Consider the following 23,002-nt stretch of genomic DNA (forward strand, 5'->3'; position numbering starts at 1 on the left):
GGCAGAGTAAAACTTGAAGTGCGACATAAACCACCTAATTAATTTAAAGGGTTTATGGAGTATATAAAATTGTCATACCATCATCTTAACTTTGAAGATCGTACTGCATTAATGCTTGAGTCAAGAAAAGAAGGCTTTTCAGCCAGAAAATTTGCTGAACTCATTAAAAGACATCCTAGTACGATCTATCGTGAGCTTAAAAGAAATAGCATCAATGACGTTTATCAAGCTCGATATGCTTCTGATAACACCTTCGCTAGACGTAGACGTGGTCACAGAAAACTCAAAATCGATTCAATCCTCTGGAAATTTATTGTTGAAGCGATCCGTTGTTTATGGTCTCCTCAGCAAATAGCAAAGCGTTTAAAGACATTTCCTGATTTGGATCAAACAATGAATGTAAGCCATACAACGATTTATTCAACGATACGAGCATTACCCAAGGGTGAGTTGAAAAAAGACTTATTATCCTGTCTGCGTCATGAAAATAAAAAGCGAAAAGCTAACGGTGAACCTAAAAAAGATTCTATATTACAGGATATTAAAACTATTCATGAGCGCCCAGCCGAAGTTCAAGAAAGAAAAATACCGGGTCATTGGGAAGCTGATTTAATTAAAGGTAAAGACAATAAAAGTTCGATAGCAACACTTATTGAACGAAATACACGGCTCTGTATCTTGGCAACATTACCTGATGCAAAGGCAGAATCAGTGCGCAAGGCTTTAACTGAAGCTCTGAAATATTTACCTGCAGAACTGCGTAAAACGTTGACCTATGACCGTGGACGCGAGATGTCAGAACATAAAATACTCGAAGAAGATTTAGGCATAGATGTATATTTCTGTGACCCACATTCACCTTGGCAAAAAGGCACATGCGAAAATATGAATGGTTTAATTAGGCAATATTTACCTAAAGGGATTGATTTAAATCAGGCAGATCAGCATTATTTAAATCAAGTTGCCATGTCACTGAATACTCGTCCTAGAAAGGCGTTAGATTGGCTTACACCATTAGAGAAATTTGCTCAGCTTGTTGATTATCATATGGCTTTTGAAACTGTCGCACCTCATGTTTGAATTCGCCGAAGTATAGCTTTTTTGGTTAAAGAGGGATGTTGCTGTTGTTATAATAGTTTCTCTTTTTGTCATCGGGTTCCCCGTTGCGGATATTTTTTGATTAACTTTGCTATTGTAAAGTGTATAAGCTTAAATAAAACTTATTTTATAGTATTTAAAAAATTATATTTATTCAATAGCTTGGTTGATTTAAAAAACAACATATTATATATTTAATTGGTAATAGTTTACTTTTTTAAATATTATTAATTAATCCGTTGATTTGTTGAGATAATACACATAGTATCAACTTGTTAAGTATGGGTGTGCGGAATTTATTTTAGCAATTGAATGCAAAATTGTAATAAAGAGAGAGCCTATAACTTAACTATAAGAAAAACTTTTTACAGAGAATCATTATGTTAAAAAAATTTGAAGATTTTAATAATCCAAGAGAAAAAGCATTGCAGGGGATGAAAAATAGTATTCCTGCAAAACAATGGGATGAAAATTTACAATTTCTTAAACAGTTAAGAAAAACGATTGCAGAGTTACCAGTTTGCAACCATCCTGCTATTGAACTGTTAAACGGTGGATATCTTGATAAACAACGTTTGACTCTTATTCATTTAGAATATCGTCATGCGATTGTACAAATTTTTACTGATGCTTTATTAAAGGCTCAATTTTTAACAAAACAATTGGAACCTAAACTCCACTCTGGAGCGAAGATGTATCCACGGGTATTATTAAGTTTAAATATACTTGATGAGTTTGGTTTTCGCCCTGGTTTAGACAAAGATAATTACTATCTGGGTAATCCTGAATATGCTCATTATCCTTTATATGAAGATTTACTAAATGATTATGGTTTAACGGAACTTGACCGTCGCAATTATAAACCATCAAAAATCGCTAATCAGGTTAGATCATTTTTAGAATCTTCTTATGATAGTTATATTAACGTCGTGGCATTATTAGCTGTTGCAGAGGAGGAAGTCATTCTTTTTAGTCCTCCATTACGTCAAGCAACTAAATTCGTAAATATCGATGTTGAAGGTGGTGGTTATTACCATGTACATGGGGTATCTACGGATGAAACATCTGAGGCTGCTGATGACGATCATGAAGATGACTTGTGGTTTGCATTAGCACAAGCAATTACAAAAGATGATTATGAAAGCTTAACCAAGCTATGTATTGATTACTGTGCTTTATGGAATGAGTTCTGGGATGCACAAATTGCCGATGTTCAATTCATTGAAGAAAAGAAATTGGCGTAAAGATTCTATTAAGTCTTAATCAAGCCCATCTTAAACAGGTGGGCTTTTTTAATTGTAAAATTTCTAAGGAGCTAAACTACATTCTCAAAAAAGATCTAAAAAGTTTGTGAATAACTCATGGCTTATCAACAATCATTAAACAGTTCTATAAATCTGCTACAATTACGCCAATTTTTATTTTGATCGACTTTAGGTCTTTGGCACTGCAATCTCCGCAGTAGGTGTATTTCATGAGTTTTAAAGATGAGTTAGCGGCACAGGTTGCTCAACGCCGCACATTTGCCATCATTTCCCACCCCGATGCCGGTAAAACGACCATGACAGAGAAATTACTGTTATGGGGTAAAGCAATTCAGGTTGCAGGGATGGTAAAAAGCCGTAAATCTGACCGCGCAGCTACATCTGACTGGATGGAAATGGAAAAAGAGCGTGGAATTTCTATTACCACTTCTGTTATGCAGTTTCCTTATAAAGGTCACACCATTAACTTACTTGATACACCGGGGCATGAAGACTTCTCTGAAGATACTTATCGTACCCTAACTGCAGTTGACTCTGCATTAATGGTGATTGATGGTGCAAAAGGTGTCGAAGAACGTACCATCAAATTGATGGAAGTTTGTCGTATGCGTGACACTCCGATCATTTCATTTGTAAACAAGATGGACCGTGAGATTCGTGAACCACTTGAGTTACTGGATGAAATTGAGAATGTCCTCAATATTCGCTGTGTACCAATTACATGGCCATTAGGGATGGGGCGTGATTTTGCGGGTGTATACAACATTCTTGAAAACAAATTGTATGTCTACAAAGCAGGTTTTGGTTCAACTATTACAGATATTGAAGTACGCGATGGCTATGACCATGCAGATATCCGTGAAAAAGTAGGTGAGCTGGCTTGGGCGTCTTTTGAAGAGTCACTTGAGCTCGTACAAATGGCGAATGAGCCTTTGGACCGCGAATTATTTTTACAAGGTAAACAAACTCCAGTTCTATTTGGTACAGCATTAGGTAACTTTGGTGTTGACCACGTGTTAGACGCATTTATGAATTGGGCACCAGAACCTAAAGCGCATCCAACACAAGAGCGTGTTGTCGATGCTAAAGAAGAAGGTTTTTCTGGTTTCGTCTTTAAGATTCAAGCAAACATGGATCCGAAACACCGTGACCGTATTGCCTTTATGCGTATTTGCTCAGGTAAATATGAAAAAGGTTTGAAAATGAATCACGTACGTATTGGTAAAGATGTTCGTATTAGTGATGCATTGACATTCCTTGCGGGTGAACGTGAACATCTAGAAGAAGCGTGGCCAGGTGATATTATTGGTTTGCATAACCATGGCACAATTCAAATTGGTGATACTTTCACAAGTGGTGAAGATCTACATTTCACAGGTATTCCTCACTTCGCACCAGAGATGTTCCGTCGTGTGCGTTTGAAAGATCCATTAAAGTCAAAACAATTGCAAAAAGGTTTGAAAGAGTTGTCTGAAGAAGGCGCAACTCAGGTATTTATGCCACAAATTAGCAATGATTTGATTGTGGGTGCAGTGGGTGTGCTTCAGTTTGACGTTGTTGCTTACCGTCTGAAAGAAGAATATAAAGTTGACTGCGTGTATGAGCCTGTAAGTGTTAATACGGTTCGTTGGATTCATTGTGATGATGACAAGATTCTCAATGAATTTAAGAAAAAAGCACATGATCAGCTTTCTATCGATGGTGGTGGTCACTTAACTTATCTTGCACCAAGTCGTGTGAACTTGCAGATTATGCAAGAGCGTTGGCCTGATATTCAGTTCCGTAACACGCGTGAACACTAATCTTTAAGATTTGACAGACAGCTTCGAACAGAAGCTGTTTTGTTTTGAAAAATAAGAAAGGATGATGAAATGAATTTGAATAGAAAGACAGTTATTGCACTTTTAGTTGCGGTAATCATATTACTTTTAGCTATTTGCCTTTTTGTCTGGAAAAGCTTTCAACCTTCATCATCTTCTCAAATGAAATCAGCTTCTAACCAAAATCAAAATATAGAGAAAGCTGAAGTACTCCCATTTCTAAACTTGCAACAAGTAAAAGCTGATTATGCTTTGCCATTTTGTGAGAAGAAAAATTGTATTGATGTCGATATTCAAACGATAAAGACTCAAGATGCATGGCTAAATGAATGGATCGCGAAAAGTCAGGCTAAGGTAATTCAAGATCAAATTGATTTGAAAAAAGACTTAAGTTTGCAGCAAGCCATTAATGCCTATGTTAAAAAGTCTGATGAATGGCAAGATAAATATTCAAAGAATCGGGCTTATGAATTGCATCTTCATACCCGTATTGCATCGCAGCGTAACCAATATGTTTTATTGCAATTAGGACTTGATACCAAGCAAGAAGAGCTCACGATTAAAGACCGTTATTACTTTTTTGTGGCTGACCGAAAACTGCATAAGAGCTTAACTTTATTAGATGTTTTGAAAAAAGATCAACAAACTACTGTGCATCAAATGGTGCAGGTGGCATATCAAGACTGGTTAAAAAAGCAGACTGCTGACATAAAGAAAGAAGCACCAAAAACTTTATATTGGGGGCAGGCAGATTGGTTCTTTGATGGTGAAGGGGTTGGCTTACATTATCAGGCAAACCAGATTACTAAAGAAGCTCCACAGCTCGATATTTATTTATCTAAAGAACAGACCAAAAAAATATTACAACCCGAGGTTTATGAACAAATGTTTTAAGATAGTAGCAGAATTTGCAACCTCTATTTATATGCGCTAATTTCTTAGAAAGGCACAGCGTAATCTCCTTAGAATAAAAGGCAAAATATGATGTTATCTTCTAAAGCTTCACTGCGATTAACTTTGCTTGCTTCTGCTATATTTCTGGCAGCATGCCAACCTAAAGCTGATCCTAAGGATTCTCAAGAGCAGCAGAAATCAACTGTTCAAGAACAAAAGCCAGTAGAGTTGACTTTGAAGGGTGAAACAACTCCTAGTAAGGTGGTTTTACCTGATTGTGATGGTAAAACTTGTCCAGAATTTACGGTAGAGCGCTTACAGAGTAATTTTCCTTTTATTGACAAAATTATAGATCAACAAATCTTAAGTACATTAAATCAAATTTTAGAAATTGCTGAACCTGATGCTAAGGGCACGCAAGCGGAACAAAAAGCAGAAACTTCAGCAGTTGCGGGTGCAGAGCAAAAAAATAGCTTTGATGCACAGGTGCAGCGCTATGCAAATTCATTTATTGATCTAGATAATGAGTTAAAAGCTTTAAGTAGTAATCATCAGATTAATCTTTTAGTTAAACCTAAGATTTTGCAGGCTCAAGGTAAAGTTGTAACTGTAGTGCTTAACAGTAGTAGTTATTTAGGTGGGGCTCATGGCTCTGCTGCACAGCATTATTATAATTTTGATTTAAAAGAGCAAAAGCAAATTAAGCTTGAAGATTTATTACGTCCTCAGCAAAAAGCAACTTTAGAGAAGTTAGCGCATGAAGCCTTTAAGACATGGGTGACGGACTCTAAATTGGCTGATAATGTTGCTGACTATGAACAAGCATGGCCATTTAAATTATCTAATAACTTCTTGTTGGGTGAGCAAGGTTTAATCCTTCAATACGGTGAGTATGAAATTGGCCCATACGTGGTTGGGCTCCCTCGATTAGTCATTCCTTATGACCAATTGCAAGATGTATTGAAAGAAGAGTATTTGCCACAGCCTAAAGCCAAACCAGCTTCGGCACCAGTTGCAAAAAGTGCTGGCTAATGCATTTGTTTGATACCCATACCCATTTCGATGTTGCCGATTTTGATGAAGATCGGCAGCAGCTAGCACTCGAGGCTAAAAAAGTGGGTGTAGATGCTTTGGTTTTAATTGGCTTTCTACAGTCACGTTTTGATGAGTTGGTGCAGACTTATCATCAGTTAAAAAGTTGGGAAAATGTGCCTACTTCTTATTTAGCACCAGGCTTACACCCGTTTTATATTGAACAGCATCAACCAGAGCATCTTTCTCATCTTGAACAAATCTTGCAGCAAGAAAACTGCGTGGCTGTAGGTGAAATTGGCTTAGATACTTTCTTGAAAGAACATAAGCAGCCAGATGTATATGCGAAACAAAAACAATATTTTGCAGATCAGTTAGAGCTGGCAACGCAATATCAAAAACCAGTGTTACTCCACATTCGAAAAGCGCATGGTGATGTGCTTGCTATATTAAAAGCTCAAAAATTTAAATTGGGTGGAATTGCTCATGCATTTAGTGGTGGGGTAGAAGAGGCAAAAGGCCTGATTAAGCTTGGTTTTAAAATTGGTGTGACAGGACAGATTACCAACCCGAACGCAAAAAAACTTCATACGGTTGTGCAGGCTATAGGTGCAGAGCACTTGGTGATTGAAACAGATTGTCCAGATATGACACCGCTTTGCTGTCAAACCGCAACAGAACAGCGGACTCGTAATACCCCTGTTAATTTACCTTACGTTCTACAAAGTTTGGCTGAAAATTTAAATATGTCAGAGCCAGATTTAGCTGAGTTACTGTGGAAAAACTCTCTCACTGCATTGAAATTATCGTAATAAAAATCAAAGATTAGAAATAGTAACTAAAACAAAACACAGCGATTAAAAAAGAAGCTTAAAGTAAGAAAACAACATGTAAAAACGTGAAAAATAACATTGCCAGACGTGGGAGGATAACCCAATGGCTAAGTATAGCAATATCAATAGTTTTAATGCTTTACAGACGCTAACAGTAGGTTCCAGCAATTATCAGATTTTTAGCTTAGCCCAAGCAGAGAAAACGCTAGGGGATATTGCCAAACTGCCGAAATCTTTAAAAGTATTATTGGAAAACTTATTACGGTTTGAAGATCAGCATAGCGTTAAAACGGAACACATCCATGCTTTAGCAGAATGGCTAAAGACCCGTACCTCAGATCAAGAAATTCAATATCGACCTGCACGGGTTTTAATGCAAGATTTTACGGGTGTGCCTGCAGTGGTTGATTTAGCTGCAATGCGAGCAGCGATGGCGCAAGCGGGTGGCGACCCTGAAAAAATTAACCCATTATCTCCCGTTGATTTGGTGATTGACCACTCTGTCATGGTCGACTATTTTGCCGATGATCAGGCCTTCGAAGAAAACGTACAAATTGAGATGCAACGTAATGGTGAGCGATATCAATTTTTACGTTGGGGACAGTCTGCATTTAATAACTTTAGTGTAGTGCCACCGGGTACGGGAATTTGTCATCAGGTTAATTTAGAATATTTGGCTCAAGCGGTGTGGTTAGGCGAAGATAACGGCCAGACTTTTGCTTTTCCAGATACTTTAGTGGGTACAGACTCACATACCACCATGATTAATGGTTTAGGTGTTTTAGGTTGGGGTGTAGGAGGAATTGAGGCCGAAGCGGCTATGTTGGGCCAACCGATTTCGATGCTTATTCCTGAGGTCATTGGTTTTAAACTCACAGGAAAACTACCAGAAGGGATTACTGCAACTGATTTGGTGCTGACTATTACTCAAATGCTTCGTCAAAAAGGTGTAGTTGGGAAATTTGTAGAGTTCTATGGAGATGGTTTAGCCGATTTACCACTGGCTGACCGAGCGACCATTGCCAACATGGCACCAGAGTATGGTGCGACTTGTGGTTTCTTCCCGATTGATGAAGTGACTTTGGGTTATTTGAAATTAACTGGCCGTCAAAGTGATCGTATTGAACTGGTAGAAGCGTATAGCAAAGCACAAGGCTTATGGCGTAATGCGGGTGATGAACCTGTTTTCACCGATACTTTAAGCCTTGATATGAGTACGGTTCAGGCAAGTCTAGCAGGACCAAAACGCCCTCAAGACCGTGTGCTTTTATCAGAGGTGCCGAAAACCTTTAATGCGCTGATGGAGTTAACTTTAAAACCAGCCAAAGAAGCTAAAGAGCGTTTAGAAAATGAAGGTGGTGGCGGTACTGCTGTCGAGGCAAAAAAAGCAAATATCCAACATGAAAGCCCATCTTGCGTAATTGAAGGAAAAACTTATCCATTAAATCATGGTGATGTTGTTATTTCGGCAATTACCTCTTGTACCAATACTTCTAACCCAAGTGTAATGCTAGCAGCAGGTTTACTTGCTAAAAAAGCGATTGAAAAAGGTTTGCAGCGTAAACCGTGGGTGAAAAGCTCTCTTGCACCAGGTTCTAAAGTCGTGACTGACTATTTGCTGGCTGCTGGACTTACGCCGTATTTAGATGAGTTGGGTTATAACTTGGTAGGATATGGTTGTACGACTTGTATCGGTAACTCAGGTCCACTACCAGAACCAGTGGAAGATGCAATTCAATGCCATGACTTGAATGTTGCCTCTGTACTTTCTGGTAACCGTAACTTTGAAGGGCGCGTACATCCATTAGTTAAAACAAACTGGCTTGCTTCGCCACCTTTGGTAGTGGCATATGGTTTGGTTGGTAATATTCGTACCGATTTGACTACGCAACCTATTGGGCAAGGTAAAGATGGACAACCTGTTTACTTAAAAGATATCTGGCCAAGTCAGGCAGAAATTGATGCTGTCTTACAGAAAGTAAATACGGATATGTTCCATAAAGAATATGCTGCGGTGTTTGATGGTGATGAAAGCTGGCAATCTATTCAGATTCCAAAAAGTAAAACTTATGAATGGGCTGATGATTCGACTTATATCCGCCATCCGCCATTCTTTGAAGGAATTGGTGAGCCACCCAAACCAATTAAAAATATTGAACAGGCACGTATTTTGGCAGTGCTTGGTGACTCGGTAACGACTGACCATATTTCACCGGCTGGTAATATCAAAAAAGACAGCCCAGCAGGTCGATACTTACAAGAGCAAGGTGTTGAGCCAAAAGACTTTAACTCCTATGGTTCTCGACGCGGTAATCATGAAGTCATGATGCGAGGTACTTTTGCCAACATTCGTATTAAGAACGAAATGCTTGGTGGTGAAGAGGGTGGTAATACCATTCATGTGCCAAGTGGTGAAAAGCTCGCTATTTATGATGCAGCAATGCGTTACCAACAAGAACATACACCGCTTGTGATTATTGCTGGTAAAGAATACGGAACGGGTTCTTCACGTGACTGGGCTGCTAAAGGAACGAACTTGTTAGGTGTAAAAGCTGTCATTGCTGAAAGTTTTGAGCGTATTCACCGTTCAAACTTGGTAGGTATGGGCGTGTTGCCATTACAGTTTATTGATGGACAAACTCGACAATCTCTCAACTTAACTGGTCATGAGGTGATATCAATTCGAGGTTTGTCTGATGGCGTTCAGCCTCATCAAATTCTTGAAGTTGATGTCAAAGGACCAAATGGAGTAGCGAGCCATTTTAATGTGTTATGTCGAATTGATACGTTAAATGAGGTCGAGTACTTTAAGGCGGGTGGTATTTTGCATTATGTACTTCGGAATTTGATTGCTGGTTAGTTAAAAAAGAAACCCCGTAAAATATGGGGTTTCTTTTTATGAAAATCTAACTAAATTTAAATAATTTCTTCCAGCTAAATGATGACGTCAGTACCCAAACATCGAATGGATTAAAATATAGTGAATCTACATCAAAAAAATCGCTAGATGCTTTTAGGGAAAGCTTTAGTGGTTCTGATTCTTCATCAGCCGAAAAAGTTTGATTTTCTAATAACTCTGGGTTTTCTGTAAGAAGATATAACAAGAAGTTATTCAAAATATAGGATGCTTGATCTACCTTTAGGTTTATACATCCATCTGGTTTGCCGAATTGCTGCATTCCACAAGAGTAGAGTAAATTATCATCAGAAATAATAGGGATAAAGGCTTTAAATAGATCTAATATATTTTCAGCGTTATAGCTAAGCCAATCGCTTTTAAGGTGTGTAAGACCCGAAGTCTCAACTTTAATTGCTAAGCCACCTGCTTTCATGAGGGTCTGACCTAATAACAGAGCTTGTTGTGCTAACTCTATTGATCCTCCATCACAAACAACATAAATAACCATATTATGTTGTTCAATTTTTTTTAATTCGCTTTCAGAAAAACGACCTAGACTAAATGATCTAAAAACCTCACTGACATTCGGATCATTTTCATATTCTTCAACTTCAGCGTAATATTCGTTTGTTAAAGATTTAATAATTGAGCCCGCATAAATATATCCAGTTTCATTAACAAGTAGGGCATGTAATAGAGCTTGATGATTTTCCCAAATACCAGGAATACATAAGATAATTTTTTGATTAAATTCTTGATTCATTATTAATAAGTTCTAAGGAGCTTTTCCCACTCATAATATCGTAAAAGATATGCGATACCAATTGATTGAGGTAAAATACCTCCCGTGTTTTATATCCCCAAAGAGTAGCAATGACCGATCTCCAACAAGATGAATATGACCGCCGTTTTGCAGGTGTAGCCAAAGTTTATGGTGATTCATCGTTCCAGCACTATGAAAAAAGTCATGTGATGGTGATTGGTATTGGTGGTGTCGGCAGTTGGGCGGTAGAAGCTTTAGCGCGTACAGGTATTGGTGAGATTACATTAGTCGATATGGATGTGGTTGCAGCATCAAATGTAAACCGTCAGCTACCTGCGATGACATCAACTTTGGGCTGTGAAAAAGTTGAAATTATGGCGGAACGTTGCCGCCAAATTAACCCACGTATTAAAGTTAATATTATTGATGACTTTTTAACGCCTGAAAATGTCACAGAGCTTTTAAACCCTGTACCAGACATTGTTTTGGACTGCATCGATGACGTTAAAGCAAAATTGGCTTTGATGCTTCATTGTCGTTTTAATAAAATTCCTTTGATTGTTTCAGGCGGAGCAGGTGGTAAGATCGATCCCCTTAAAATCCGCGTAGCTGATTTATCAAAAACAGAACAAGATCCAATGTTAGCGAAGCTCCGTAGCCAGCTTCGTGCTCGAGGTATTTGTAAAAAGCCAAAAGAGAAATTTGGTATTACCTGTATTTATTCAATCGATAATCCATTTTCTAGTGCAGATATTTGCCCATCGGCGGGATTACGTTGTGGTGGCTATGGTTCAGCGGTAGTGGTGACTTCAAGCTTTGCTATGATTGCTGTGGCTGAAGTTTTGAAAAAGCTTGATTTAAAGAAAGCCTAATTTAAATATTGAAAAGGCATGTGCTTATGTAAGTGCATGCCTTTTTATTTTTGAGAGAAACTATTATTTAATCATACAGCTCTATGTTGTCTTGTTTGGGTTGTGTGGGTAACTGCTGATCATAAAATTTAAAGCACCATAAAATTAGAACAACAACGGTGAAAATGACAAACCCTTTTAAATACTTCATGAATAATTCAATCAATTGAATGGTCTTGATAAAATTCTAGCGAAGGCTATCTATCTAATCTAATATATAAAATAGACCTAATAATCTAATTTTGAGATGGTTATGCTCACATTAAAACAATTCCAATATTTTATAAAAATTGTTGAAGAAGGGAGCTTTACCGCTGCTTCAGAGAAATTATTCATTGCTCAGTCTGCTTTAAGTCGGCAAATGAAGCTATTAGAGGAAGAAATTGATTTTCAGTTATTTGATCGTACTGATAAGAAAGTAAAACTCACGGCGGCAGGAGAGGTCTTCTATAAAAAAATTAAAGATAATATGCATTATTTAAATGAGATCATTGGAGTTTCTAAGAATATTGCAGAAGGAAAAAATCGTCAGATTAAAATTGCTCATTCGAGCAGTATTATTATGGATGATAAAAAGGTTCAGATATTAAAAGAAATTAGCTTAACGCAAAAAATTAACTTTGAGATAAACACGTTGTCATCTGAGCATCAAATTTTGGCTTTACTGAATGGGGAGATTGATATTGGTTTAATTAGACCGCCAGTTCGGCATACACTAGATGACGTCAATGTTATTAAATTATATGAAGAACCTTTAATGGTGGCCGTGCAGATTGATCATGCTAAATTTGCAAATAAAGAGAAGGTCGAAGTCAAAGATTTAAAAGAAGAATACTTTGTTTCTACACCCCATTCTAAAAGAGGTGGATTAAGCTATTTGGTCTCAAATCTATGTTTAGCCGCAGGATTTACCCCACAAAAAGCTCCAATTCAGTCGCGTAAGATTTCACAGTTACAACTTGTAGCTGCAAATGTTGGTGTAAGTATTGTGCCTAAAGAATTTCAGCAGATCTTGCCTGCTCAGGTAAAACTATTGCCTTTAACCGATCAGCTATCACTTTCGGAAGTAGTTTTGGTTTATAGAAAAGATCATGATGAAATAATTCAACATTGTGCCGAACGCATTCATCAAATTTTTCAATTTTAGGAAATTGATTAGGCAGCTAATCTATAATAAGTATAAGTAACATTATCGTCTTTATAGACATCATAACTACTTTGTTTGAAGTCAGAAACCCACTCACTTCCAGTATATCCTGCGATGTGTCCATAAACGTGGTTGCGGGTTCTGTGAATGATGTAAATGTCACCTTCTTGAGGTTCGTCGAAGGCTGGATCAATTTGTTTATAGCCAATCTTTTTGAGAGTATCGCCCCAATCTGAAGCTGCGATTGGATGGTTTTCAACATTAGCACCAGCAGATTCGAGTGCAAGACGGATACTACGTGCGCATCTAGCTTTACTGCGTCTAGAAGTAACGCTTTCTAATTTTTCTACAAACTTTTCTACATCGATCGGTGGGTTGGTTGAAGTTTGAGTTTGATGATTATTGGGTTTCATGGTGAAAGGATAAGGGAGGCTTGGTGCGCTGTGCGATACAACAATGGCTGCCTGATTTGAATCCTGATACATGTAATTATCAGCTACTTGTCCGTCATAAATAATCATCGTGAAATCTCTACCGTGCTACCCATATCCATATTAAAAAAATCACCACCTACCTGTGGCGTTCAGAGATACTAATAGGCGTATCTTAAAAGTTTTGTGTATGTTATGTAATAACGTATCTTTTTTCCAGAGGTGTCTGCTTTGGAGCGAAAATATACTTATCAAAAGAGGTGGTCAAAAATTGTGAAATTTAAATTATTGATATCATTATAAATAAATAACTAATCAGAGCTTAAATTTGAATATTTTTTTCCAACATTTGCGAATATACTCAAAATCTAAGTCTCTGATTTAAAATGCCACATTTTCTTACAATTTAAGAAGTCGTCGCCAACTTAAACCTGCTGCTCTTTTACATACTCTTCAGTGCGAATCATAGCTGCTCGCATGTTCTGAATTGCATTTTCAACATCGGCTAAAGTTTTTGCGTTTCCGCCACTTAGCGCCTGACGCCATTTACGAGCACCCGGTAAGTTTTGGAATAAACCTAAAATATGACGTGTAATGATTGAAAGGGGAGCACCTTCAGCCATGCGTTGCTCAATATAAGGCAGCATTTGTTCCATAATATCGAATCGATCTGGTGCTTCTAAATTCCAAAGTTGGCCGAGCTCAGCAAGTAGGTAAGGGTTATGGTAGGCTTCACGGCCAATCATGACACCATCAACATGTTGTAAATGAGCTTGAGTTTCGGCAAAAGTTTTAATTCCGCCGTTAATTTCAATGGTTAGGTGCGGACGTTCTTGCTTTAAGCGGTATACATCTTCGTAGCGTAAAGGAGGAACTTCTCGATTTTCTTTTGGAGACAAACCTTTCAAAATAGCAATACGGGAATGCACAACGAAATATGTACAACCTGTTGCAGCGACAGTATCTACGAAATGTAGCATTTCTTCGTAAGACTGCATGTCATCGATACCAATACGGTGTTTGACTGTTACAGGAATCTTTACTGCTTTTTGCATATTGTGAATGCATTCAGCAACCAAGTCTGGCTCTGCCATTAAACATGCACCGATTTTATTGTTCTGTACGCGGTCACTTGGGCAGCCTACATTCAGGTTGACTTCGTCATAACCCCAGTCTTCAGCCATTTTTGTGCAAGTGGCAAGCTCTTGTGGGTTTGAACCGCCAAGTTGTAATACGATTGGGTGTTCTTGAGCGTTATAGTCTAAATGACGTTTTGCATCGCCAAATAGAATCGCACCTGTAGTCACCATTTCTGTATAGAGCACAACGTTTGGGTTAAACAAGCGTGCAAAGAATCGGTAGTCCTTTGTAGTCCAGTCCATCATCGGGGCAACACTGATTCGCGGAGATTGAGTGTTTTCAATGTTTTTGTTAATAGTCATTAAAAATCATACCTTTAAACTATATTTCGCAACCTGCGCGAATCTGTTTTAACCAGTGTTTAGGTGGGTTAATCGGTTTGCATTTACACCAAATTTTACACCATAATGGAAAAAACATGTTGTGGTGTAAATTATGGGATCAATTACAGCAAGGAAAGGTGCAGATGGTAAAGTTAACTATCGTGCTGCGATTCGAATCACTCGAAAGGGCTTTCCTGCTTTTTCTGAAAGTAAAACATTTCACTCAAAGAAATTAGCTGAAAACTGGATTAAGAAACGAGAAGTCGAAATTCAAGAAAATCCTGATATTTTGCTTGGCAAAGAAAAGTTGATTGATCTGACCTTATCAGATGCCATAGATAAATATTTGGATGAAGTCGGGAGCGAGTACGGAAGGACGAAACGCTATTCTCTGCTCTTAATTAAGAAACTACCAATTGCGCGCAATATTATCACAAAAATAAAATCAGTACATTTGGCCGAGCATGTGGCTTTAAGGAAGGGTGGAATTCCGTACCTCGATCTTGAACCTATTGCAACTAGTACACTGCAACATGAGCTTTTACATATCAGAGGTGTTCTTTCTCATGCTGCTGTTATGTGGGAAATGGATATTGATTTAAATAGCTTTGATAAGGCTACTGCTCAGTTAAGAAAAACACGTCAAATATCCTCCAGTCAAAAAAGAGACCGACTGCCTTCGAGAGATGAATTGATTGCATTGACGAAGTATTTTGCAGAACGATGGAAGCTAAATCGTTATGGCTCTAAATACCCAATGCATTTGATTATGTGGTTTGCAATTTTCTCATGCAGACGTGAAGCTGAATTAACACGATTGTATCTTCGAGATTATGACCCACATCATTCAACGTGGAAAGTGCATGATTTAAAGAATCCTAATGGTTCTAAAGGTAATCATAAGTCATTTGATGTACTTGATCCGTGTAAGGTGCTGATCAAAAGACTGAAACATTCAGAAGTTCGAGAACGGATGCTAAAGCTTGGACATAATGAAAATTTGTTATTGCCTTTGAATCCCAAAAGTTTGGGTAAAGAGTTTAGAGAAGCTTGTAAAATTTTGGGGATTGAAGATTTACGATTTCATGACTTGAGACATGAAGGCTGTACTCGATTAGCTGAACAGAGTTTTACTATTCCTGAAATTCAGAAAGTAAGTTTGCACGATTCTTGGGGGAGTTTACAGCGTTATGTATCAGTGAAAGCGAGAAGAAATATATTACAGTTGGAGGAGGTGCTACGCCTCATCGATGAAACGTAGCAAAATCTTTGGATGCCTCTGAATATTGCTTATCCAAGACAGCAGCAAGATCCTTAATGTGTACCAAAAATGGAGCACGTTTACTTTTATCTATTTTGAATACTGAGAAAGGGAATTGTTGATTATTCGCTTTTCTCAGTGCTTCGGCTTTGCTGAGGTGGGGATAATAGTCAGAAACTACTGTCATTAGTTCAACGGTCATAGAACGATACTTTATAAAAAGTAGTTCGGTAGTATTAATTTGAAAGCAACTCATGAAGTGGGTATTCCATACATAAAACTTTTTTAATTTGAATGGGTCACCTTTGAAGTAAGGCTGACCATCCCTATGTCTTAATCTTATTTTTTTGATGTAGGTCTTTATGTAATACTAATAATTAGAAATAATATTTTACTAGAGTTGTGGTATAACATATTGAAAACTATTATTTAGATTCATAAATGAGAAATTGCACACTTCTTGATTTTGAGCAATTGCAGGATGAAATTCTGAATTGCTTTTTGGATCATGCTGGACGTTTTTTAAGAGAACATAAAATAATAAGCGATCCTGACCCAAAGACTGAGTTTGAAGCGTCAGAACGCGAATTTTTGGTTGAACTGATGGTAGAGCATAGCCAAATGCAGTTCTTTGGTGAAACGTATTCGGTACAAGACTTGCTGAATTTGCTTGGTCAAATTAATACGGTAATAGAGGGGATTCGTGATTATAGACAGCAGCAGATTAATGAGAAATATTCTGAAATATTAAATAAATATATTGAGTTGGTTGTTGATGAAGGCGGGAGAGTCTACACCTATAACCCGAGTTTGAAGCGTAGAATCAATGGAATTTTGAATATAAGAAAACGATATGCGCCGCTGTTGCATAAAAAGCTTGAAATATTCTATTCAGAATTAACTGGTTATGCTCAAAAAAATGGCAGATTTAAAAATGCTTCGCAGGCAGTACAACTGATTTTACCCGCGCTGCAAATCAAGTTTAGAGAGTTTGATTTGCAATGGGTTCAAAGCAGATTAGAGACAAATAAACAGAAAATTTTAGATTTAACAGAAGCCAGAAAAAATAACGAGAATAAAGAAACCTGTGAAGATGATGATTTTGGTGTGTCATTTAAAATTCAGGATAGAACCTATCTAAACCAGATCAGGGAATTACAGAATGAAAATAAAAAATGGGAACAGTTTCTACAGCATCCAGAGCGGTATTTTCCACAGCAAAAGCAACTCCCATTTAATACAGCATATTGCGATGAAGTACTAGTCAATCACCTGCGACGACATCGAAATCTTATGGTGAAAATTCTCGTTCATCATTCAGGTTGAGCTTGGAAACCTGTCTAAAAAGGTGTTTTTTATTCTGATTTTTGATAATGTGAAGATAGGGTCTTAAATTAAAAATAAGCAGAGTAATATAGTATTTTGACTATGTAATGAAATTGGGGGATTTGGGGTGGTATCGGGGAAAATTAGTTATCGGCAGAGGGTGAAGGACATTTCAGGAATAATTCTCTTTTGGATGAGACTTGTTCAGTTTAATTATTATTTTGATCCTGCTGGAGGAGTACGGCAACAACCGAATAAAGCACAAAAAATTGGGTTAGATTTTCTTTCTAAGCTGTATGAGTTTAACCTATCTAAAGCATATGTAGAAGACAATTCTGATTTTTTTAGAGATCAAATACTGGCATCTTTCCATCGCGTCCTAGAAGATAAAAAAAAGCAATATCATCATCTTTCAGCGTGTCTAACCTCTGTAAAGCTTAAACAAGCTTCAGTATTCCCATTTTACACTGAAATGCGCTTGATCGATGCTCAAATCGAATATCCTGCCTTATTTGCTAAGGCTGTCGATCAGCATACGATTCCCTTCATCAAAATTGATTTTCCAAAAGGAAATATCGATCTAAAGACGTTAAGTTTTTTTGATCAGCAACTCACCATTCCTGATCAATTCATGAATGAGATGGATCGTCGAATTATTCCGTTTCAAGCAAAACTTGATGCTTGCTTCAAGCACAGCCAATCCATTAAATTTATCAGCCTAAAATTATTGTATATCGATCCCTTATACAATGTATCGGCTGACTCCAATAATCTAAATCATGCTAAAGAGCGCTGTCAAAAGCACCTGCAATTTTTTAGAGCGGAAATACGCAATATTGAAGGATTGCTGACACATTTTGATAAAATTGAATTTGGTATTAATTACTGTTTTAATATTTTTGCTGTTTTTTGTTTTAGAAATACACGTTCAGAAACGATCGCATCACTCGAAGAAAAAATTCGGCAGGTCTGGGAAAGTACGTTTTATGATTTGACGGAATTCGAACGTTGTACTTTGGCTCCTGGTTTAGAATTGCAAACCAAGCCTTATTGCGTGAGGGTGCAAAATTATCAGTGGGATGATTTTGAGACGGATGGAATTCTAAAAAAAGACTCAGCAAAATACAAAAATTTTGTTCGGACCACGTTAAATTATTTTGCTAACCAAACCGAGCTTTTTACTGTAAGTATCGCAGGACACGCATTAGAAGCAGGATGCTATTCAGAATTCGAAACAGCCAAAGATCAGCCAGTACTTGCTAAAACAGCAGTAAAGCAAAAACGAAATACTGTTCATAAACCTTATTCTGCTCATCAAAAAATATACGCAGATTTACTCAAAAAAAGTAAATTTTCCAGATCTGTTGCTGGGCAACTTGCAGAAATTCAACATTGCTATAATTTTTTAATACGAAAATTCGAAATCGCTTATCCCTTCAATCTTTATACAGATTTTCAATGGCTGATTAAAATTGAAATGTTTGTCTACTTGGCTGGAGAGTGGAAGCAATCATTGTATCAACCTTTAATGGTTAATCGTCCTATTTGGGCAACGGATCTCAATCGAATTTATGAGTATTTCTTTGCTGGAGTGAGCTTTATAGATATTTATACATCGCTGAAAAGATTGCTTGAGGAGTATGGCTGTATTTTTAGTACAAGAGTTCTGGTTGGTTTTTTGGCATTGCAGCAGATAGAAGAAAGGCAGGCTAAGTTCCATATGCAGGTGATGCGTCCAAATGAAATTAAGCACACACTTGTTGAAAATATCCGTTCTTTATTAGCAGGAACATTAGTTGAATTGTGTGATTATGGGAAAGCCTTAGATCAGATCGGTGTATCAGTCTTAAGCAGATTCAGCTATATCAACCATACACTTAAAAAGAAAGAGCTAAGCACAGTAAGGGAAAATGCGCAACACCAAGGACAGTCTGTAGCAAAATGGTTAAATTCACAAAGTGCACAAAGCAAAAAAGCGTATAGAATGTATTTGAAATACTGGGATGAGATGCAGGCTTATCAGGGGACACATGTATTGCTAACTCTGGTGATTGGCTGTGGCAATTTTACTGAAAATTTTACGATGATTGATTCTACAATTCGTAAGGCAATAGATCGATTGCAAAAAGTGGGTCAGCCAGAAATCTATGCATATCTTGGTCATTGGACCATCATTCAGTGTCAATCAGCTCAGCCCACTTATAAAGTAACCCTGTTGTTTTCGATCGATAGTAATTATACCGATTATGATGAGCGGACTGGCGAGTTGGGAGGGGGCTTCAAAACACTGTTTCTCGCTAAATTAAGAATGTTGTTCGGTAAATACAATGATAATAACACCATTGATGCGGATCATGTATCTATTGACATTTCAACATCCAGATTAGATGACGTAGACTTCCAAACTTTGGAAGAAGATCGAAAAAAACTGAAAAAAATATTGCATTCATGGTTCTATGAAGCCAGTCATTATTTTCAGTATTTTGTTTTGACCCCAATTGCGAACAAAAAAAATATTAAGGGGATTCAGAGAAAATAAAGCTGAAAACCATTTTTCTGACTTAACTATCGTAACGCTAAAATATATAAAAAGCCGAGCTTAGCCGAAGGTCTGGAAATTCTGCTGATCGGCTGGGCTATGGTTATTGCTTTTACGCTAAGACGGTTTTATATACTATTAATATAGAGATTAATACTAATAATAGATTAATGACTATAGCGTATAGAACTATAAATACTAGATATATCAATACAATCACTGTTACTCATACAGATAACAAGAACAGTTAGACATGTCATTCAGATCTGAATATATACCCAATATGGATGATGATAGGGACCAATAGTCCATGTAGGATGAGAGCACTATTCGATATATGCGGATAGTGGATGACTTGTTCTTACTCTAGATAAGAACACTATTTAAAAAAATAAGTCGATTGCTTAACTATGACGTGAATCATAGTTAAGGAAGTTCAACGTGTTCCCATTGGATTTAGATGATCAGGCAGGGGTGATGTGTACCATTCATACCTTTGTGGATGTATGTCTTAATTTTGATATTTCAGACGAAGCATTCATTTTCAACCTAGAACGCTTGTATTGCGCATTTGAAGCGTTTAAACAAGAAGGGCTTGAGTATGCAGCATCGCTTAGGGCGTTTATTGCAGTTACTGAATACGTCAATAGCCAACGTGGCATGCTTAGCTTTGCTGAATATCTGACAGGGCTTTCAATAGGGGAAATTAAGGCATTAAGACGAATCCTGCATGCGCATCGAGGGCTGATACGTGATGAGATCAAAAGCTTTGCGAGACGGAAAGAATTCAATCGAGTGGCATTACTTGAGGAGTTCGAAGGCGCAATTAAGGGGTATTATTCGGTTCTAGTGATCAGAGTGGATTTGAGCTATAGCAAGGACAGCATGAGTGAAATTACAGTAAATGACTTCTATCAGCATATCGGAAAACTACGTGATTTGATCACTGATAAGAATGGATATTTTGATGCACTTTTGACCTATGCGATCGCACTGGAGCAGGGTATAACCAAAGGCTTTCATGCTCACTTAGCATTGGTGATTAATCGGTCTGAGCACCAGAGCGATTATAAGATTGCTGAAGGGGTAATTGAGAAGTGGAATGAGATTACTTTAGGCAAAGGGACGGGATGGAACATCAACACGACAGAAAATAAAGAAAACTACGAGAAACAAGGTCGTTTAGGCATTGGAGATATTCGTCGAACAATACCCGAACAAGGCAATAATGCTTTGGGTGCAGTTGCGTATCTCAGTGACCCAGATAAATACGAGCAGACGTTATTGGTTAAACCACGAGGGCGTAAAACGTTTTATAAGGGGGATTATCAGCATCATAGTCGCCCAATACCTGACACAGAAGAAAATAGAAGAATCAAAGAGTGGAATGCGCAGACTGCTTTAGCAAAGCTGGAAGAGGAGATTTGGTTTAAAAAAATATGAACATGCCAGTTCTATGAAATCAATTCATTCATAGGACAACACATGAGCCATTCAGAGTTAGAGTCTGCAGCAGTACGTTTAGAACAAGACGTTTTAGAGCATTACCAAACGATTCGCTTTGCCCCGATTCCAGAAGGTACTGATTACAAAGATCATCAAAAAAATATTGATGATGAGTTTAAGCGTAAATTGTCTGGTTATTTTTCAGCATGGCGCAGAATGATGGCCGTTGGCATTCATGAGCATTTATCTTTTTCCTTTTGGGCAGACAAGTTCTTTCAGGCTTACTGCAGTGTATTACAGGAAGAGCAGATTCGGTTCTTTGAGGTCACGGCGCAAAGAAGCGCTGGTTTTTATATCGATAAGATCGTAAAGCGGCTGAGAGTGCTGTTTGAAAGCACCAGCTTAACTGAAGAAATGCACAAGCAGAATGAGCGTTATGAAAAGCAAATTGAAAAGCTGAGAGAATCTTATTGCAATACCAGTCAAATCTATCCAGATGCTGCGGATTTGAAACTAGAACTGAGCTTAAATGAGGCAGGAAATGAAATGATCGGCATACGGCAGCTAGAGCGGTATTTATTAAATTTTCAAAAAAGTCTAGCGGCTGAGTATTGGTATAGAACACAAGTCGTTTACCGCTTTTATCAGATTGTACGGGATGATGTTCAGCAGCGCTATGTGATTCACTTTTATCTGAGCTTTAACCGATCACTCTATTCTGATCCTTTGGGATATTGCAATGAGATCAGAGAGCACTGGATGAGAACGACTGGATATCTGGGCACATGCGTTTATCCAGAAATGCATCATCAGCTTTCCGATGCTGATGCACAAAAAGCGTTGCGGATTGACTGGATCATGCAAGAAGAAGCGGGCTGTCCTTTGGGTGCATTAAATAGCATGCCGGAGAATCAAACGGGGCAGTTTGGGCTTCCGAATAGAATCTGCATTTACCCTAAAGGATTTAAATGGTTTGATGGAGCACCTATACGGCGCTGAAAATTTATATCAGTGTCCTGCACTTGCTTGACGCTCTACATTGCGCAGATTATCCTTAGTCTGCTGACCTACATCGTCAGTCGGTTTTGACAGACCGTTTACACACAAGCACATCAAAAAAGTAATTTTTTGGTGGCTAACTCGTTCGTCCCCCTTCTTTGCGGTAGGGCGGAGGGGGGACGCGCTTGCGCGTGCTGGTTTCTTTGTTACCAGTCTGTCAACCCTCTTTCGTTCTGCCACCTTCAATTGACAGTGATTTGGCAGGATTCTTTTAAAACAAAGGAGTACGCCATGCGCTTACATCAATACCGTCTTTTACATTTCTCTTTTTTATGTGTGCCCGATCTACACCACAGGGGTAATGTGACCTGATGCTGTGTATTTCATGCATTGCTGTGTCGATCACTTTCTAAGAATAAAACTTTTTCAAGTACATATTACCGATATGAAGATGAATCTCTCATGCTGTTTTTGAGGGGCATAGATTTGTGTGCTTTATCGTCTATAACACTTCAAAAAAACATAGATATTCATTCCAACATTTATGACATGGGGAACACTGTGTTTGATTAAGACCAAGACCAGTGATGCCTAAAAAAAAGAGAAAATGATGATGTTTAAAACCTTCCTAAAAACTGCCCTTATTTCATCACTACTTGCAGGCGCATCATTGGCGCAGGCAGGCTGGTTTGCACAAGCCAGTGAATCCTACCTTGTTCAAGCACGTCATACAGGCGGTGGGGTTTATCAATGTCTTTATAAAACCAATCCTGGCAACCGTGGTTGGCGTAATTTCACGGTGAACTTTCAAGGTGGTTGTCCACGCTTTGTTCACTTTAATGCGCAGAATGGTCAAGTCACTGTGCCCAACTAAA

20 protein-coding genes are annotated in these 23,002 nt (G+C 37.9%); 15 read left to right on the top strand and 5 right to left on the bottom strand.

What is annotated here, in order from left to right:
* Positions 1-54: 54 nt before the first annotated feature.
* From MKL51_RS04955 to acnA, 7 genes are all read left to right on the top strand, one after another.
* A complete protein-coding gene (locus MKL51_RS04955) occupies positions 55-1,080 on the top strand; it encodes an IS30-like element ISAba125 family transposase (RefSeq protein ID WP_004994718.1) in 1,026 nt (341 codons plus the stop codon).
* Positions 1,081-1,478: 398 nt separating this feature from the next.
* Positions 1,479-2,342 (top strand): hypothetical protein, encoded by an 864-nt coding sequence (locus MKL51_RS04960; protein ID WP_017482047.1) that lies wholly within the window; start codon positions 1,479-1,481, stop codon positions 2,340-2,342.
* Positions 2,343-2,572: 230 nt separating this feature from the next.
* Positions 2,573-4,165 carry a peptide chain release factor 3 gene (locus MKL51_RS04965; protein WP_016142208.1) on the top strand — a complete coding sequence of 531 codons (1,593 nt, stop codon included), beginning with the start codon at positions 2,573-2,575 and terminating at the stop codon, positions 4,163-4,165.
* A gap of 69 nt (positions 4,166-4,234) precedes the next feature.
* A complete protein-coding gene (locus MKL51_RS04970) occupies positions 4,235-5,077 on the top strand; it encodes a hypothetical protein (protein ID WP_002117238.1) in 843 nt (280 codons plus the stop codon).
* 90 nt (positions 5,078-5,167) lie between these two features.
* Positions 5,168-6,109: an RsiV family protein gene (locus tag MKL51_RS04975; RefSeq protein ID WP_017482048.1), complete on the top strand. Its 942-nt coding sequence runs from the start codon at positions 5,168-5,170 to the stop codon at positions 6,107-6,109.
* Entirely contained in the window at positions 6,109-6,921 is an 813-nt protein-coding gene (locus tag MKL51_RS04980; protein WP_017482049.1) for a TatD family hydrolase, read from the top strand. The genes MKL51_RS04975 and MKL51_RS04980 overlap by 1 nt, the downstream gene beginning before the upstream one ends.
* A 124-nt stretch (positions 6,922-7,045) precedes the next feature.
* A complete protein-coding gene (gene acnA / locus MKL51_RS04985; protein ID WP_017482050.1) occupies positions 7,046-9,802 on the top strand; it encodes an aconitate hydratase AcnA in 2,757 nt (918 codons plus the stop codon).
* A gap of 46 nt (positions 9,803-9,848) precedes the next feature.
* Here the strand turns inward: acnA and MKL51_RS04990 are convergent, their stop codons facing one another.
* Entirely contained in the window at positions 9,849-10,604 is a 756-nt protein-coding gene (locus MKL51_RS04990; RefSeq protein ID WP_017482051.1) for a DUF4261 domain-containing protein, read from the bottom strand.
* Positions 10,605-10,714: 110 nt separating this feature from the next.
* On the opposite strand from MKL51_RS04990, the gene MKL51_RS04995 reads away from it, so the two are divergent.
* Entirely contained in the window at positions 10,715-11,476 is a 762-nt protein-coding gene (locus MKL51_RS04995) for a tRNA threonylcarbamoyladenosine dehydratase (protein ID WP_017482052.1), read from the top strand.
* A 67-nt stretch (positions 11,477-11,543) separates the two neighbouring features.
* On the opposite strand, the gene MKL51_RS05000 is transcribed toward MKL51_RS04995, so the two are convergent.
* On the bottom strand, positions 11,544-11,666 hold the full coding sequence (locus tag MKL51_RS05000; protein WP_080612973.1) for a hypothetical protein: 123 nt from the start codon (positions 11,664-11,666) through the stop codon (positions 11,544-11,546).
* 96 nt (positions 11,667-11,762) lie between these two features.
* On the opposite strand from MKL51_RS05000, the gene MKL51_RS05005 reads away from it, so the two are divergent.
* Entirely contained in the window at positions 11,763-12,662 is a 900-nt protein-coding gene (locus MKL51_RS05005; RefSeq protein ID WP_080612974.1) for a LysR family transcriptional regulator, read from the top strand.
* A gap of 8 nt (positions 12,663-12,670) precedes the next feature.
* Here MKL51_RS05005 and MKL51_RS05010 read toward each other — a convergent pair whose 3' ends face one another.
* Positions 12,671-13,183 (bottom strand): hypothetical protein, encoded by a 513-nt coding sequence (locus MKL51_RS05010; protein WP_017482054.1) that lies wholly within the window; start codon positions 13,181-13,183, stop codon positions 12,671-12,673.
* 335 nt (positions 13,184-13,518) lie between these two features.
* Positions 13,519-14,535, bottom strand: coding sequence for a tRNA dihydrouridine(20/20a) synthase DusA (gene dusA / locus MKL51_RS05015; protein WP_017482055.1), 1,017 nt, complete (start codon positions 14,533-14,535; stop codon positions 13,519-13,521).
* A 133-nt stretch (positions 14,536-14,668) separates the two neighbouring features.
* On the opposite strand from dusA, the gene MKL51_RS05020 reads away from it, so the two are divergent.
* Positions 14,669-15,817 (top strand): site-specific integrase, encoded by a 1,149-nt coding sequence (locus tag MKL51_RS05020; RefSeq protein ID WP_004692382.1) that lies wholly within the window; start codon positions 14,669-14,671, stop codon positions 15,815-15,817.
* On the opposite strand, the gene MKL51_RS05025 is transcribed toward MKL51_RS05020, so the two are convergent.
* Complete coding sequence (locus MKL51_RS05025) at positions 15,801-16,073, bottom strand: pyocin activator PrtN family protein (protein ID WP_004692381.1); 273 nt, start codon at positions 16,071-16,073, stop codon at positions 15,801-15,803. The genes MKL51_RS05020 and MKL51_RS05025 overlap by 17 nt on opposite strands.
* Before the next feature lie 185 nt (positions 16,074-16,258).
* Here MKL51_RS05025 and MKL51_RS05030 point away from each other — a divergent pair, with 185 nt between their 5' ends.
* The 5 genes from MKL51_RS05030 (at position 16,259) to MKL51_RS05050 (ending at position 23,001) form a co-directional block, all read left to right on the top strand.
* Positions 16,259-17,143, top strand: coding sequence for a hypothetical protein (locus MKL51_RS05030; RefSeq protein ID WP_017482056.1), 885 nt, complete (start codon positions 16,259-16,261; stop codon positions 17,141-17,143).
* A 193-nt stretch (positions 17,144-17,336) separates the two neighbouring features.
* The gene (locus tag MKL51_RS05035) at positions 17,337-19,682 is read left to right on the top strand and encodes a hypothetical protein (protein WP_017482057.1); all 2,346 of its coding nucleotides are present in this window, start codon (positions 17,337-17,339) and stop codon (positions 19,680-19,682) included.
* Positions 19,683-20,123: 441 nt separating this feature from the next.
* Positions 20,124-21,125 (top strand): inovirus-type Gp2 protein, encoded by a 1,002-nt coding sequence (locus tag MKL51_RS05040; protein WP_017482058.1) that lies wholly within the window; start codon positions 20,124-20,126, stop codon positions 21,123-21,125.
* Between the two features lie 42 nt (positions 21,126-21,167).
* On the top strand, positions 21,168-22,127 hold the full coding sequence (locus tag MKL51_RS05045) for a hypothetical protein (RefSeq protein WP_017482059.1): 960 nt from the start codon (positions 21,168-21,170) through the stop codon (positions 22,125-22,127).
* A 613-nt stretch (positions 22,128-22,740) separates the two neighbouring features.
* Positions 22,741-23,001 (top strand): hypothetical protein, encoded by a 261-nt coding sequence (locus MKL51_RS05050; RefSeq protein ID WP_002126044.1) that lies wholly within the window; start codon positions 22,741-22,743, stop codon positions 22,999-23,001.
* Position 23,002 lies beyond the last annotated feature (1 nt).

The organism is Acinetobacter sp. AOR18_HL, from assembly GCF_027855145.1.
Classification (GTDB): domain Bacteria; phylum Pseudomonadota; class Gammaproteobacteria; order Pseudomonadales; family Moraxellaceae; genus Acinetobacter; species Acinetobacter pittii.

Bases quoted from the DNA above. Each gene is read 5' to 3' on its own strand.
- MKL51_RS04955 (WP_004994718.1), top strand. From the start codon at position 55: ATGGAGTATATAAAATTGTCATACCATCATCTTAACTTTGAAGATCGT.
- MKL51_RS05025 (WP_004692381.1), bottom strand. From the start codon at position 16,073: ATGAGTTGCTTTCAAATTAATACTACCGAACTACTTTTTATAAAGTAT.
- MKL51_RS05050 (WP_002126044.1), top strand. From the start codon at position 22,741: ATGTTTAAAACCTTCCTAAAAACTGCCCTTATTTCATCACTACTTGCA.
- MKL51_RS05030 (WP_017482056.1), top strand. From the start codon at position 16,259: ATGAGAAATTGCACACTTCTTGATTTTGAGCAATTGCAGGATGAAATT.
- MKL51_RS05045 (WP_017482059.1), top strand. From the start codon at position 21,168: ATGAGCCATTCAGAGTTAGAGTCTGCAGCAGTACGTTTAGAACAAGAC.
- MKL51_RS05010 (WP_017482054.1), bottom strand. From the start codon at position 13,183: ATGATTATTTATGACGGACAAGTAGCTGATAATTACATGTATCAGGAT.
- MKL51_RS04980 (WP_017482049.1), top strand. From the start codon at position 6,109: ATGCATTTGTTTGATACCCATACCCATTTCGATGTTGCCGATTTTGAT.
- MKL51_RS04995 (WP_017482052.1), top strand. From the start codon at position 10,715: ATGACCGATCTCCAACAAGATGAATATGACCGCCGTTTTGCAGGTGTA.
- MKL51_RS04990 (WP_017482051.1), bottom strand. From the start codon at position 10,604: ATGAATCAAGAATTTAATCAAAAAATTATCTTATGTATTCCTGGTATT.
- MKL51_RS05000 (WP_080612973.1), bottom strand. From the start codon at position 11,666: ATGAAGTATTTAAAAGGGTTTGTCATTTTCACCGTTGTTGTTCTAATT.
- MKL51_RS04965 (WP_016142208.1), top strand. From the start codon at position 2,573: ATGAGTTTTAAAGATGAGTTAGCGGCACAGGTTGCTCAACGCCGCACA.
- MKL51_RS05020 (WP_004692382.1), top strand. From the start codon at position 14,669: ATGGGATCAATTACAGCAAGGAAAGGTGCAGATGGTAAAGTTAACTAT.
- MKL51_RS04975 (WP_017482048.1), top strand. From the start codon at position 5,168: ATGTTATCTTCTAAAGCTTCACTGCGATTAACTTTGCTTGCTTCTGCT.
- MKL51_RS04970 (WP_002117238.1), top strand. From the start codon at position 4,235: ATGAATTTGAATAGAAAGACAGTTATTGCACTTTTAGTTGCGGTAATC.
- MKL51_RS05035 (WP_017482057.1), top strand. From the start codon at position 17,337: ATGAGACTTGTTCAGTTTAATTATTATTTTGATCCTGCTGGAGGAGTA.
- MKL51_RS05005 (WP_080612974.1), top strand. From the start codon at position 11,763: ATGGTTATGCTCACATTAAAACAATTCCAATATTTTATAAAAATTGTT.
- acnA (WP_017482050.1), top strand. From the start codon at position 7,046: ATGGCTAAGTATAGCAATATCAATAGTTTTAATGCTTTACAGACGCTA.
- dusA (WP_017482055.1), bottom strand. From the start codon at position 14,535: ATGACTATTAACAAAAACATTGAAAACACTCAATCTCCGCGAATCAGT.
- MKL51_RS04960 (WP_017482047.1), top strand. From the start codon at position 1,479: ATGTTAAAAAAATTTGAAGATTTTAATAATCCAAGAGAAAAAGCATTG.